Source organism: Ferrimonas sp. YIN67, from assembly GCF_057219095.1.
On record NZ_JBXVVJ010000011.1, the window covers coordinates 71,314 to 85,797 of the forward strand.

Below are 14,484 nucleotides of genomic sequence, written 5' to 3' on the forward strand. Positions count from 1 at the left end.
GCGTTATTGCAGCTTCAGTTCCGCCACAATCGTTGGCGATAAGCGATTTCACTCACCTACCCAAAGTCAGCCAGCCGAAGCTCTCCCCAAATGGCCAATATTTGTCCATGCTACACAATCTGAAAGGGCAGCTGGCTCTCGTGGTAACAGACCTCGACTCGGGCAAAAAGCAGGCGATCACCAAGGTCGACAATGTTGATGTATGGTTAGAATGGTATGACTGGGCCAATGACAACACCCTGCTGCTCAGCATGTCGTATGTTTCCAGTAAACGGGGCCTTTTAGTCCCCGAGGTAGAGCTACAGAAGGTACGTCTCGGTGAGAAGGCGAGCCCCAGAACTGTACTGAAGTCTGGCGTTGGTGGGGGCCGGAGTCCATTACCTCAGTTTCAAGACCGCATTGTCAGCCTGCTTCCGGATGAGCCCGAGCAGATCCTCCTGTCGCTGAAAGAAAACATCGACGGCGATCACAGCGTTTACCGGGTCAGCCTAAAAAATGGTAGGAAGCAACAGATACAACCGTCCGTTGAGGGCATTTCGTTCTGGCTGGCGGATCAGCAGGGCAGGGTGCGCCTAGGAAAGGGGCTACGTAATGGCAAACCTATTTATCGACTCCGTGCCAGTGACAGCAAGGAGTGGCAAGAGTTTAAGCCGAAGCAGTTGTTTTCATCCGGCTGGTTCCGGGTGCTAGGCTTCGAGCCCAACCCGGACCACCTTTTGATCCGCAGTAACCATGAGGGAAAGCAGTCGGTATTCCGCCTCGATCTAAGTTCGCCAGAGTTTACCGCTGAACTCCTGCTCCATGAGCCGGATCTGCACCTGGACGGCCAGTTGATCTATTCGTCGCAAACCGGAGACGCCATCGGGATCACGCACCGCGATAGAGCCAATGGCGTAAGCTACTGGGATCCGGCGATCCACAACCTCGAAAATGCCCTTTCACAGGCCCTGCCCGGTACCCGCAACCAGATCCTGGATATGGATAAACAGCAGCGGCGCTATCTTGCCTATTCCGCCATCGACGGCCAGCCAGGCACCTACTATCTCGGCGATCGTAGCCGTAACCAACTAATGAGTCTAGGCAAAGCCTATCCGGCACTGGATCAGACACGCTATAGCGGTAAACAGGTTGTCCACTTTCCGTCGCGAGATGACAAATCGCTGCAGGGAAGGGTGACCTTTCCACCAGGATACCAACCGGGTAAAAAACTGGCAGCGGTGATCGTGCCCCCGAGTGGAGATCCGGTTCTCGACCACCGCGGTTTCGATTATTGGTCCGCACTGCTGGCGGATCGGGGTTACCTGGTGTTTCAGCCACAATTCAGGGCGGACCGTAAATATGGTGTTCAGCTGAGCCTGGATATCCCCCTAAAGCAGGGGGACGTCATGCAGCAAGACATCGAAGATGGACTGGCGCACCTGGTGGACAAGGGCTGGGTCGATCCCAACCGGGTGTGCGCTGCCGGAGCCAACTTAGGCGGCTATACCGCGCTGATGACAGCCGTTACGCATTCCAGCAAGCTGAGTTGTGTCGTAAGTTACGCAGGGCTGACCGACATCGAAATGCTGATCAAGGATAAAAGCTACTACTCAGACAGGGATAAGCTCGTAGGCCGTTACATTGGTGATACGGAGAACAACCGCAAGCGTTCACCCCTGCAGCGGGTCGACCAGATCCAGGTGCCCGTCTTATTGCTCCATGGCGAAACAGACCAAAGGGTTCTTGTCAGGCACAGTATCCAGCTCAGACGGGCACTGGAAAAACAGGATAAACCGGTGCGCTTTGTCGAGTTGGCCTACAGCTCTCACCATCTCCAGAGTGACGCCATGCGCATCGAGGTGATGACGGAAGTGATCGACTTCCTCGATCAGCATCTGCGTCTCTGAGCGGGGGTTCGCTCTCCACCAGAGTGATGTTCGGGGATGCCTGCGGCATGAGCCTTTCGTGGTTCACCCACTTGGTTTGTCGCACTGACATTTGCGGACCGCTGGCGCCGGACTGAGTTCTGTGGTTCACCAACCTGGGGTCGCACTAACGTTCGTGGACCGCTAGTGCGGTGGGACTTTTGGGGCTCACTAACCAGGGTTGTCGCGCTGGCGACGGCACAAATGCTCCACGGCACCAACCGTCCACAAACACCAAAAGCGGGCCCCACAGAAACCAGCCCGGCGCCACCCGTCCACAAACACCACCTTCACCCCTCCGTCGTCCACAAACAAAAACGGCACCGCTTTCGCAGTGCCGTTTAAGTCGACAGTGAGTGCTTACATGTCGTTCGCTTTCAGCGGTCGACGCAGCTCGGCGCGGACGTTATCCATACCGGTATAGAAGTTCTTCATCATCAGCAAACCCATCATCAAGCCGTTCGGGGTGGCCTGCAGCTTATCCGGATCCTGGCTGCACTTTTCCAGTCCACCGATCCCATGCATAAAGGCCATCTCTTTGGGCAGACCCGTGTAGAGGCCACTGCCATAGTGGTCCTTGAAGTAATCCTTGGACAGACGGCCGCCGAAGACGCCCAACAGGAACCGGTATTGCATCACCGCCTTCTTGTTGTAGTGCTTGGCGGACTCAACCCCCATCTGGCCGTTGGCGATCTTCTCGTTATAACGACGCAGGGAGAAGCTGTTCACGTACAGGGTGTCGTGCAGGAAACTGAAGCTACCGGAACCCAGGCCCAGGTAATCATCGGCGTTAACCACGTACTCGTCGAAGCCCTCTTCATTGGACTTGCCGAAGGACCAGGCGGTCAGTTGCTCATACTGGCCGCGCAGGCTATTGAGGATCAAGGCATAGTCCTTGCGGATATCCTGATCCATATTAGCCAGGTTGGCCTTGGTGCCGATCTTGCTCGCCGCATGACGCTTGGTCAGATCGGACACCATCAACGGATAGGTGGTGATCTGACGGGGATCCAGCCGCTTCAGGGTCGCCATATCCTGGGCCAGGACCTCAGGCGTCTGACCTTCGAAACCAAAGATCATGTCCACGTTGAGGATGGGGAAGTTTTCCTTAGCGCGGGACAGCTTCTCGAACACCACCTCAGGCTCACCGAACTTACCGAGGCGATCGGTACGGGCCAGGATATCACGGTCAAAGCTCTGCACGCCCACGGACAGGCGATCCACCAGGCCGTGCAACTGGGTGAACTCGGTGGAGGTCAGGTGCAGGGGATCGGACTCACAGGAAACCTGCTTGATGGACGGAAACAGGGTCTTGGCCAGTTCAATGGTCTTGGCCAGTTCATCCACCAATACCGTGGTGGTGCCCCCCCCAATGTACAGCTCTTCAAAGTCATACCCCAGGGCCTTGGCCATCTGCATCTCTTGGCGCAGGGAGACAAAGTAAGCTCGCGCCTTCTCTTCCTTAAACAGGAAGCGGTGGAAGGTGCAGAAGGAGCACAGGGTGTGGCAGAACGGGATATGCATGTACAGGGTGTATTTACGCCCCGGGATCGGCGCCGGTACCGCATCACAGGAACGGGTGTCCATCTTCAGATGACGCTTGGTGTAGTACTGCATCAGGCTTTCCATACCGGACAGCATCCACTTGGGTGTGGTGATCTCCGCAGCCTTATTGATGGCAGCATTGTTGAGCGCGCGTTCGGCAAGTGACATGTCCGGTTCCCCGTTGAAGATTTATTGATTTCCCGTTAAGACTCACCCAGTTGCAAAATGTGCCACAGACTCTTGCAAAAGAGCATGTTGAGTGTCAGGGAGACCCAAGGATAAGGTGGATTGGCGGGTTCAGCATCCTGGCTTTGTCGAGATTGTGAACATCAACCCGGCGAGCTTTCGAAAATGCGATCCAAAGCAAAGCAGCTTGTTAAAATCGCCAAAGGTTAGAGTCGGTTTGCGTCAATTTGTCCCAGCCTCTCATGAAAAAGCCCCTGCCAGATGACAGGGGCTTAGCTCGAGAAGAGCGGACGCCGATCGTATCGTCAGCTTACGCGGCAGATTCGAAAAAGGCCCTGCCGGATGGCAGGGGCTTAGCTTGAAAGAAGCAGGGCGCATCGTCAGCTTACGCGGCTACGCCGCTAAGCTAACCTACGGAACTAGAAGCTAATAGCTGATAGCTGATAGCTGATAGCTGATAGCTGACTTCTCTTGGTACTTCAATTTGGCTTTGAGGACGAAAAAGCCCCTGCCGGATGGCAGGGGCTTAGCTTGGAAGAAGCAGACGCCGCTCGTATCGTCAGCTTACGTGGCTGCGCCACTAAGCTAACCTACGGAACTAGAAGCTAATAGCTAATAGCTGATAGCTGATAGCTGACTTCTCTTGGTACTTCAATTCGCCTTTGGCTTTGATCTCGTCGTACTGAAACAGACCGGGTGGTGCTGGTAGCCAGCACCACATCCAATCATTTGTCCATGTACTTCAATTCGCCTTTGGCTTTGATCTCGTCGTACCACAGATCGTGGTGCTGGATCGCCCAGTTCTCATCACAGTAACCGGACACCATGCAGTCCACGCCACCTTCACTCATGACGGTCGCCATGAAGATGTGAACGATGGAGAAGGCACAGATGATGATGGCGGCGCCGGCGTGGGCCAGCAGTGCGATCAGGCTCAGGGTACGGCTTGGCTCAAACAGGTTCGGGAACAGCAGGATCATGCCGGACACGGAGATCACGGCACCGAAGATCACAAAGGCCCAGAACCACAGCTTCTCACCGGCGTTAGCAAAGCCCGCGTGCGGGTGCTTGCCTTTGAACGGGCCGAAGTTGATGTAGCCACCGACCACCATAAACCAGTCAATGTCGTACTTGGCCGGGATCTGGTTCTTGGCCCATTTGATGCTCATGATCAGCCAGCCAATCATAAACGGAATGGCCATGTAGTCATGGATCAGCTTGGAGGCCGACGCCATCGCCGCGAAGGCGCTGGTGCCGAACAGAGGCTCGATCAGGAACTTACCGGACAGCAGCACCAGGCCGGTCAGGATCAGCAGCATGCACGGGATGGCACCCAACCAGTGGATGGCGACGTCGGCCTTGGACCAACGGAACACCATCTTACCGGAGAAGCCTTTTTCCAGCTTGGAGATCCCGTTCACCGCGATAAACAGAATGAACACGGCGATCATGCCGAACAGCGCCGCAAACAGGCCGTAGGACAGCCAGTTGTTGCGCAGATCCAGCAGGCCCAGATCATAGCTGTTGATCAGCTGAGGGTGATGCTCGCTCAGGGAAGTGGTACGGCCTTCGGCGCCCTGTTGGATCGCCTGCCACACCACATCGGCTTCGTTACCGGACTGCGGGGCGATCTCGCCACCGTTGGCCAGGGCGAAGCCTGAAAACAACATAACCGCTAACAGAGCCAGCGGTTTAAATGCGTTAGAGAACATAGTGACTCCTTAACAAGCGGGTGGCCGAAACCACCCGCAAGGCAGTCATCAAAGAGGCCTGTCGGCCTCAGTGATGCTTACTTTTCCCAGCCAGCGCTCTCGTGACCACGGGAAACCACACGCTCGCGGTAGATGTCGGACACCATGCCCGCATCACCGGCCAGCAGGGCCTTGGTGGAACACAGCTCGGCACACATTGGCAGCTTACCTTCGGCGATACGGTTGGCACCGTACTGCTTCTTCTCTTCGGCAGAGCCCGCGACCGTGTTTGGACCACCGGCACAGAAGGTACATTTGTCCATCTTGCCTTTGCCGCCGAACACAGACTTTTTCGGGAACTGTGGGGCGCCAAACGGGCAAGCGTACAGGCAGTAACCACAGCCGATGCAACGCTCTTTGTCGTGCAGCACGATGCCGTCTTCGGTCTTGCTGAAGACGTTGGCCGGACACACCTTCATACAAGGCGCATCGTCACAATGCATACAGGCAACGGAGATGGACGCTTCGCCCGGCTGACCATCATTGATGGTCACAACGCGACGACGCTGAATGCCCCATTCCAGGGCTTCGCTGTTTTCGTTCTTACAAGCAACCGTACAACCGTTACATTCGATGCAGCGCTTGGTGTCGCACATAAATTTCATGGTAGCCATGAGTTATCTCCTCGCCTTACGCTTTTTCGATCTGACACAGGGACGCTTTGGTCTCCTGCATCTGGGTCACAGGGTCGTAACCGTAGGTCATCGCGGTGTTGGCAGATTCGCCCACCACGTACGGCTTGGTGCTAACACCGCCGGACTCTGGGTACTGCAGCTCTTCACCGTGCATCACGCCACCGAAGTGGTATGGCATCCAGGTGGTACCAGGCAGAACGCGTGGGGTGACCATCGCCTTGATCAGGATGCGGCCGCCTTCGGCGCCTTCCAACCAAACGTCATCGCCATCACGGATACCGCGATCCGCCGCGTCAGCCGGGTTCATTTCCACGAACATCTCCTGCTGCAACTCGGCCAACCAAGGGTTGGAACGGGTCTCTTCACCGCCACCCTCGTACTCAACCAGACGGCCGGAAGTGGCGATCAGCGGGTACTTCTTGTCCAGGTTGTCGGAGATCACCTTGTCCTGAAGGGTCTTGAACAGGGTCGGCAGACGGTGCACCTGCATGTCATCGTGGGTCGGGTACTTGGCGATCAGATCACGACGCGGGGTGTACAGCGGCTCACGGTGCGTTGGGATCTCATCCGGGAAGGTCCAGACGCGACAACGGGCCTTGGCGTTACCAAATGGGATCATGTTGTGGGCCAGGGCCACACGCACGATACCGCCACCCAGATCTGTGGACCAGGTACGGCCTTCGGCCGCTTCTTTCTCTTCGGCAGTCAGCTCGTCCCACCAACCCAGCTGCTTGAGCAGCTCGGAATCAAACTGTGGGTAGCCGTCCTGGATCTCCGCATCTTTAGAGGCAGAGCTGTCGGCCAGGATGCTTTCGCCTTCGAACTCAACACCGAAGCGGGCACGGAAGTTACCACCACCCTGGTTTACGTTGCGATCGGTGCGGTACAGGATCTGGGTGCCTGGGTGCTTCTGCTCCGGGGTACCCCAGCACGGCCAAGGCAGACCGTAGGTCTCGCCCTTATTCACGCCGCCTGGTGCTTCCAGAGTCTCGCGAGAGAAGTCGCCCCAGTTCTCGGTGTGCGCCTTGATACGCTCAGGAGACCAGCCGGTGTAACCGATGGAACGCATGCCACGAGCGTACTCGCGCATCACGCTTTCCGGTACCGGACGGTTGTTCTGAACTTCGATGTTCTTGGTCCAGGTATCTGCGATGCCAACGTGTTTGGCGATCAGGTACATGATCTCCATGTCACGCTTGGACTCGAAGACCGGCTCAACCACCTGCTGACGCCACTGAGCGGAACGACCGGAGTTGTTCACAGAGCCTTCGCCCTCGAACACGGTGGCCGCTGGCAGCAGGTAAACGCCGTCGCTGCGACGGTGGGCAACACCGGCGATGGTTGGGTAGGGATCCACAACCACAACGGTTTCCAGCTTATCCAGTGCGTCACGCACTTCCATCTGGCGGGTTTCGGTGTTGACAGACTGACCCCAGAAGAAGGCCAGACGCAGGTTGTCTTTCTGAGCCAGCTTCTCTTTGCCTTCCAGGACACCATCGTGCCAGCGAGAACACGGCATGCCCGGGGTGGTCATAGGATCACGGCCCAGGTACTGGTTCTGGTCGAAACGGGCTTTCACCTGCTCGTATGGCAGATCCCAAACGCGGGACCAGTGCTCCCAAGCGCCGGTGGACAGGCCGTAGTAACCTGGCAGGTTATCAAACAGCAGACCCATATCGGTGGCGCCCTGAACGTTGTCGTGGCCACGGAAAATGTTGGTACCGCCGCCCTGTACGCCCATGTTGCCCAGAACCAGCTGCAGGATGGAGTAGATACGGGTGTTGCCGTTACCGACGGTGTGCTGAGTACCACCCATACACCAGATCACGGTGCCTGGCTTGTGCTGAGCCATGTGCTTGGCCGCTGCGTAAACCGCTTCGCGGGAAACGCCGGTCACGTCTTCCACTTCTTGCGGAGTCCAGCGCTTCACCTCTTCGCGGATCTTCTCGATGCCCCAAACGCGCTGGTTGATGAAGTTCTTGTCTTCCCAACCGTTTTCGAAGATGTGCCACATCAGGCCGTAGACCAGAGGAATATCGGTACCTGGACGCAGTGGCAGGTGTACGTCGGCATGGGCCGCAGTACGGGAGAAACGCGGATCCGCAACGGTAATGGTGGCACCGCGCTCTTTTGCAGTCAGGATGTGCTGCATAGAAACCGGGTGCGCCTCTGCCGGGTTAGACCCGATCAGGAAGATGTTTTTCGCATTGCGGATATCGTTGAAGGACTGGGTCTGAGCACCGTAGCCCCAGGTGTTGGCGACGCCAGCAACCGTGGTGGAGTGACAGATCCGCGCGGAGTGATCCACGTTGTTGGTGCCCCACATGGCCGCCAGCTTGCGGTACATGTAAGCGCCTTCGTTGGAGAACTTGGCAGAGCCCATGAAGTACACGGAATCCGGACCGGAGGTCTCTTTGATCTCCAGCATCTTGTCGCCAATTTCAGAGATGGCCTGTTCCCAGGACAACTTCTTCCATTTGCCACCTTCCAGCTTCATCGGGTATTTCACCCGCTTGTTGGAGTGGGTGTGCGCACGCAGACCCGCGCCCTTGGCACAGTGACCACCGGCGTTGAACGGGTGATCGAACGCTGGCTCCTGGCCGGTCCATACGCCGTTTTGTACTTCGGCGTAGATACCACAGCCCACGGCACAGTGGGAACAGATGGTACGCTTGATCTCAACCGGCTGGCTGTTGTCGGTGATGGCCGCTTCGGCCTTCTTGATCATGCCGTTGCCCAGCATGGACGCCGCAGCGATACCACCCGTGGTGACACCGGCATTCTTCAGGAACTGGCGACGGTTCAGGCCCAGAGCGCCTGCTTTGACTTCGGTCGACTTCTTAGTCAGTTTCATGACGGTCTCCTGCCTTATTCGCCGCGCAGCGACGCGTAGTAGCGGCGCACGTGGTCGGTTTCACGGTAACCCTGCTTCTCAGTCACTGCGGATGCAGTGCTGGCTACGGCAGGCGCGGCAGCCACGGCAACACCGGCAACCGGTGCTACAGCCAAAGCCTTGAGCAGCCCGCGGCGCTCCAGGTTGGTCCCTTGTTGGGATTGGGTGGATTTCATCTCATCTCCTCATGATGGGCCGCACGACCGGCCCGATGCAGAGCAATGCTCGGGATTTCCGAATCCGCTGGATTGGAAATTCCCCCTATTGCTCAATGCCATAAATCGAGTGTTAGGCAGGCTGCATTCTCCATAACCCGGGAGGTGAAAATGTGATTCAGATCGCCCTTGAACAGAGTTTCATCCTGGAACGATAGGATTTTTGACGCAGATCAACGCCAGTTACCGGCATGTTAGCAGCAAGTTTGGCGAGTCGTTACGGTCAGGTTTGCCAGTTGATTTCCATGTCCCTTTTTGCCGCGATCAGGCTCCTTGAACGTGAGAAACTTGTGATCCACCTCTCTCGCCCCCCTCACTTCCTAGGCAACTGGGTGTGCCCTGGGGGATCCCAGCGGCAAGGTCCTTGAGAAATGCCCCGGCGGGGTCGCCTGATCTATGACAAAATGTCGCTATACCCCAACGGAGTCGAAACGATGAGAATGGTTATTGTTGCAGCAATTCCCCTGCTCTTCAGCACCAGCCTGGCGGCCAATCTGCCGACCCATTTACCGGAAAAACCGAATCGGCCCGGTTTGCCCCCAGGCACCGCCGTAGTGATCGACGGCCCCCAGATACAAAGGGCCTGCTGGTACGACGACAAACAATACTCGGAGGGGGCGCCACTGGACGTGGCGGGCCAACTGTTGATCTGTGGCCCCCGCAACACACACGAACTTAACGGTCCCCTGATCTGGCTGACACCGGAGCAACGGGCCCAAAGGGAACAGCCCAAGATCCGCATAAACTGATTGATGGGACAGAGAGCATCATAAGCGGACCCATATAAAGCGAGAAAACAAGGCTTTTCTCTCAGCACAACCGTGGCATCATGGGCTAGTCTCTCAGGAACCCATAACTTCAAGGAGCGGTATTTATGGCCCATACCCATATCGTTGGCTTGTTCATTAGCCACGACAAAAAAGAGTTCTCCATGACGGCCCGCGAGCCGGATGAGAAACTCGATGCGATGATCATCAAAGAGCAAACCCGCGGGCATGAGTTCATGCTGCTGGCCAAAGATCTGGACGAATGCACCGCCGAGCAGGTGAAACGTGATTTCGTCGAAAGCTTCCAGCACGCTGGCTACGCCCGCAGCCCCCGTCAGTATCTGAATGAGTGGCGCCAGGCTCCGGACACCAGCCGAGGTTATACCCCAGCCCCCTAGCCCAGCATTCTGACCAATAAGAACGCCCGCTCACTCTTTACCAAGAGCCGGCGGGCGTTCTTGTCTCTAAAAGCTAGCTGTTAGCTAGTAGCTATTAGCCGCTCTGATCCTATCTCGCCTCCAACCGGGCGTAGGCCACCACCAGCCATTTCACCCCCTGACCATCGAACGCTACCTGCACCCGAGACTGGGGACCCGAGCCCTCGTAGTTGATGATCACCCCATCACCAAACTTGGGATGGTGAACCCGCTGGCCCAGGCTGAAACCGGTTTCATTGAACTTCTGCTCCGCCTGGTTGAAGCGATTGTACTGGCGAGGCGTCGCCACATTAGTGGTCAAGCGTACCTCCTCCAGGTACTCCTGGGGGATCTCCTGAATAAAGCGGCTGGCCTTGGAGAAGGTCTCCTTACCGTAGATCCGACGTGACTCGGCAAAGGTAATATACAGCTTCTTCATCGCCCGGGTGATCCCCACGTAACAGAGGCGGCGCTCCTCCTCCAGGCGGTTGCCCTCATCCAGGGCCATCTGGCTGGGGAATAGCCCCTCTTCGACACCACACATAAATACCAGGGGAAACTCCAGCCCCTTGGCGGTATGCAGGGTCATCAGCTGCACCGCATCCTCGGACTCACCCGCCTGGCGCTCACCGGCCTCCAGCGCGGCATTCGCCAAAAACGCGTTGAGCTCATCCATCTCCTCCGCCTCTTCACTCTTAACAAAGGAGCCAGCCGCGGTCACCAGCTCCTTCAGGTTCTCCACTCGCGCCTCGGCCTTCTCGCCCTTCTCGGCCTGGTACATGGCTAAGAGTCCCGAGTGCTGGATCACGTGGTCCGTCTGGGTCTTGAGCAGGTGATCCTCGGTTTCCGCTTCCAACTGGGCGATCAGATCCATGAAGCGTTTCACCGCCGAGGCGGCACGCCCGGCCAGGCCGGACTCGGACAGCAGACGCTGACATGCGCGCCACAGGGTGATCCCTTCGGCCCGAGCCGTCTGGCGGATGATGTCGACGGTGCGATCGCCAATGCCCCGGGTCGGCGTATTGATGATCCGCTCAAACGCGGCATCGTCATCCCGATTGGCGATCAGCCTCAGGTAACCCAGTGCATCTTTGATCTCCTGACGTTCGAAGAAGCGCAATCCACCATAGATGCGATAGGGCACACTGCGGTGCAGCAGGGCCTCCTCCATCACCCGGGACTGGGCGTTAGAGCGGTAGAGGATGGCACACTCGGACAGCTTGCCCCCCTCATCCTGATGCTGTTTGATGCGACCGACAATATAGCGGGCTTCCTCCAGCTCATTGAACGCACTGTAGAGGCTGATGGGATCGCCATCCTGTCCGTCGGTCCACAACTCCTTACCCATGCGTTCGTTGTTGTGATCGATCAGGGCATTGGCCGCCTTCAAGATGGTGCCGGTCGAGCGGTAGTTCTGCTCCAGCCGCACCGAGGTCGCCCCGGGAAAATCCTGCAGGAACTGCTGGAGGTTCTCCACCTTGGCCCCCCGCCAGCCATAGATGGACTGGTCATCGTCACCGACAATCATGATGTTGGCACTGTCACCGGCCAGCATACGTACCCAGGCATATTGAATGCTGTTGGTGTCCTGGAATTCGTCGACCAGCATATGGCGAAAACGCTGCTGATAGTGACGCAGCAACTGGGGATGGTTGAGCCACAGCTCATGGGCCCGCAACAGCAGTTCGGCAAAGTCCACCAGACCGGCCCGGTCGCAGGCTTCCTGATAGGCCTGGTAGATCCTCAGATAGGTCTTCTCCACCGGGTGGAAGCTGACATCAATATGCTGAGGACGCAGCCCCTCATCCTTCTTGGCATTGATATAGCCCATGGCCTGGCGGGGCGGCCAACGCTTTTCATCCAGCTCCAGAGAGCGAATGATCCGCTTGAGCAGACGAAGCTGATCATCGGAGTCCAAGATCTGGAACCCCTCAGGCAATTTGGCTTCCTGGTGGTGGGCCCGCAACAGGCGATGAGCCAGGCCGTGGAAAGTACCGATCCACATTCTGCCGATCGGCCCCTGCACCAACTCCTCGATGCGATGACGCATCTCCTTGGCGGCCTTGTTGGTAAAGGTCACGGCCAGAATGGCGAACGGGCTTTCACCCTGCTCCTGCAACAGCCAGGCGATGCGATGGGTCAATACCCGGGTCTTGCCCGAGCCGGCGCCAGCCAGCACCAGGGTGGCACCAGGCGGTGATTCCACCGCGGCGCGCTGTTTGTCGTTGAGCTTATCAAGCAGGGCGGAGCTGGACATAGGGCAAGAACCACATCAGAACAAAAAATAGCTGGATATTATACCAGTGGTTTGCGTCGCCGTTGAGCACAAAAAAGCGGACTAGAGGAATCCGCGCAGTGACTGGAGCGAAGAGATCGCCGCCGTAGGCAATCGCATACCGGAGGGGCGTGGCCGACCGTCCGGTCTAGGATTGAGCCAGATCGCCTGACAGCCCGCCCGCAATGCACCGGCCACGTCCTTGTCCGGATGATCGCCAATATGCAGCAGCTGCTCAGGACGCAACGCCAGTTCTTGGCAACAACGCAAAAACAGGTCCGGCGCTGGCTTCTGTGGCCCGTCCGGACCGGCGCTCAGCACGCAGGCAAAGGGGATCTGCGGCATAAAACGGGAGACATCCGCATTACCATTGGTGATCACCGCCAGCGGATAGCGTTGGGCCAACTCTTCAAGCAGGCTCAGGATCTCTCTGGGCACCTCAATCTCACTGCGCCACCCCAAGAAATGGTTCATGGCCTGCTCTGCCAAAGGCTCGAGGTGCTCCCCCCCCAGAGCACCCAAGCCTCGACGCAGGGTTTGCCGACGCCATTGGGTGGTGCACTGGATCAGGTCCGGGCTTTGCCGGGCCACCTCCGCCTTATGAATTCGCCAATATTCGGGATCCGCCGCGCGCGGATCGCCGGTTTCGTCGGCCAGCAATCTCAGCAGGCGCTGTTCAGCCCTTTTGAGTACGGGCCCATTGTCATAGAGGGTATCGTCGAGATCGAAACTCAACGCCCGTATCGGATGCAAACGTCGATAAAACTGCATAACACTCCTGAGCCATCAGAGATCCAAGGCAGGCAACGCCCAACGCCATGCTAACACCCTTTGGACTCCGCCCGGACACAGGCTAAGACAAACGGCTCAGTCACATCGCGCGGTAGCTTCCGCAGCGGTAATAGCACCGACCCGCTCGTGCCGAGCCTGGACCCGCTGCACCAGGGTCATTAACTGCCCACCGTCCGATCCCCGCATAACCTCTTCGCCCCAGGGTCCGACGACGCGATCCCGGCCCGCTCGTTTCGCTTGATACAGACATCGATCGGCGGCTTCGATCTGATCATCCATTCCCGCCTTACCGTCGGACGCCACACCTATGCTGACGGTTACCGGCAGAGATTGGGCGCAAGCCAAACGGATCCGCTCCGCCAGCACCAGGGCCCCCTGCACCTGAGTGCGCGGACACATAACCACAAACTCTTCACCACCGATCCGGGCGATATGATCACAACCACGAACGCAACGCTCAAGCAGTCGGGCAAATGACTGCAAACAGCGATCCCCCTGTCCATGACCCAAGGTATCGTTGAGTCCCTTGAAATTATCCAGATCGAGAAGCAACAGGGTCAGGGGTTCATCATAACGCCGAGCCTGCGACCAAAGTTGAGCCCGTGTTTGTTCCCACTGACGCCGATTCGCCAGGCCGGTCAGGGGATCCGTCAATGCCTGTCGCTGTAATCCTTGTCGCTGTCGCTCCCAATGAAGCAGCAGCAGGCTCCCCGCCAGCCCAGTGACCAGAAACAGCACCACCGCCTGCTGGCGCTCAGGACTCACCGGAAAGGTCCTGGTGATCCACCACTCCGCGAGAGCCATCAAGGCCGAGGCCGTCAAGGCCACCAATGCCAATCCCAATGGATCGCGCCCAAACAGGCAGCCCCAGATCAACAGGGAATAGGCCAGAGCAATAACCAACTCCAGGGGGGTATTGAGATCCAGTAGGAAGATCCCCAGCGTCAGGGCCAGCAGGCCCCAGCGACGATCCCAGGCGGCGCCGGTTCGGCAAAATAATGACTTCATGGCATTCCTTACCTATGAAAACCGAGTGACAAGATCTCAGCAAACTTCGAGCCACAAATGCACACCATTGTTTTAAAAGCACAAATGGATGGAGCGC

Annotated in this window: 11 protein-coding genes; 3 read left to right on the forward strand and 8 right to left on the reverse strand. The window is 57.6% G+C overall.

The window, feature by feature from the left end:
• The first annotated feature begins 140 nt into the window (after positions 1-140).
• The gene (locus AC2D8U_RS19020; RefSeq protein WP_484620660.1) at positions 141-1,886 is read left to right on the forward strand and encodes an alpha/beta hydrolase family protein; all 1,746 of its coding nucleotides are present in this window, start codon (positions 141-143) and stop codon (positions 1,884-1,886) included.
• Between the two features lie 378 nt (positions 1,887-2,264).
• On the opposite strand, the gene AC2D8U_RS19025 is transcribed toward AC2D8U_RS19020, so the two are convergent.
• From AC2D8U_RS19025 to AC2D8U_RS19045, 5 genes are all read right to left on the reverse strand, one after another.
• Positions 2,265-3,617, reverse strand: coding sequence for a coproporphyrinogen III oxidase family protein (locus tag AC2D8U_RS19025; RefSeq protein WP_484620661.1), 1,353 nt, complete (start codon positions 3,615-3,617; stop codon positions 2,265-2,267).
• Between the two features lie 743 nt (positions 3,618-4,360).
• Positions 4,361-5,347, reverse strand: a complete 987-nt coding sequence (locus tag AC2D8U_RS19030) for a formate dehydrogenase subunit gamma (protein ID WP_484620662.1) — start codon at positions 5,345-5,347, stop codon at positions 4,361-4,363.
• A gap of 77 nt (positions 5,348-5,424) precedes the next feature.
• Positions 5,425-6,000, reverse strand: coding sequence for a formate dehydrogenase FDH3 subunit beta (gene fdh3B, locus AC2D8U_RS19035; RefSeq protein ID WP_484620663.1), 576 nt, complete (start codon positions 5,998-6,000; stop codon positions 5,425-5,427).
• A 16-nt stretch (positions 6,001-6,016) separates the two neighbouring features.
• On the reverse strand, positions 6,017-8,875 hold the full coding sequence (locus AC2D8U_RS19040; RefSeq protein ID WP_484620664.1) for a formate dehydrogenase subunit alpha: 2,859 nt from the start codon (positions 8,873-8,875) through the stop codon (positions 6,017-6,019).
• 14 nt (positions 8,876-8,889) lie between these two features.
• The gene (locus AC2D8U_RS19045; protein ID WP_484620665.1) at positions 8,890-9,090 is read right to left on the reverse strand and encodes a formate dehydrogenase; all 201 of its coding nucleotides are present in this window, start codon (positions 9,088-9,090) and stop codon (positions 8,890-8,892) included.
• 473 nt (positions 9,091-9,563) lie between these two features.
• Here AC2D8U_RS19045 and AC2D8U_RS19050 point away from each other — a divergent pair, with 473 nt between their 5' ends.
• Both AC2D8U_RS19050 and AC2D8U_RS19055 read left to right on the forward strand, forming a co-directional pair.
• The gene (locus AC2D8U_RS19050; protein ID WP_484620666.1) at positions 9,564-9,878 is read left to right on the forward strand and encodes a DUF1496 domain-containing protein; all 315 of its coding nucleotides are present in this window, start codon (positions 9,564-9,566) and stop codon (positions 9,876-9,878) included.
• A gap of 125 nt (positions 9,879-10,003) precedes the next feature.
• Positions 10,004-10,294: a hypothetical protein gene (locus AC2D8U_RS19055; RefSeq protein ID WP_484620667.1), complete on the forward strand. Its 291-nt coding sequence runs from the start codon at positions 10,004-10,006 to the stop codon at positions 10,292-10,294.
• Between the two features lie 109 nt (positions 10,295-10,403).
• Here AC2D8U_RS19055 and uvrD read toward each other — a convergent pair whose 3' ends face one another.
• From uvrD to AC2D8U_RS19070, 3 genes are all read right to left on the reverse strand, one after another.
• Positions 10,404-12,569: a DNA helicase II gene (uvrD, locus tag AC2D8U_RS19060; protein WP_484620668.1), complete on the reverse strand. Its 2,166-nt coding sequence runs from the start codon at positions 12,567-12,569 to the stop codon at positions 10,404-10,406.
• Between the two features lie 81 nt (positions 12,570-12,650).
• Positions 12,651-13,358: an HAD-IA family hydrolase gene (locus AC2D8U_RS19065; RefSeq protein WP_484620669.1), complete on the reverse strand. Its 708-nt coding sequence runs from the start codon at positions 13,356-13,358 to the stop codon at positions 12,651-12,653.
• A gap of 96 nt (positions 13,359-13,454) precedes the next feature.
• The gene (locus AC2D8U_RS19070) at positions 13,455-14,387 is read right to left on the reverse strand and encodes a GGDEF domain-containing protein (protein ID WP_484620670.1); all 933 of its coding nucleotides are present in this window, start codon (positions 14,385-14,387) and stop codon (positions 13,455-13,457) included.
• Positions 14,388-14,484 lie beyond the last annotated feature (97 nt).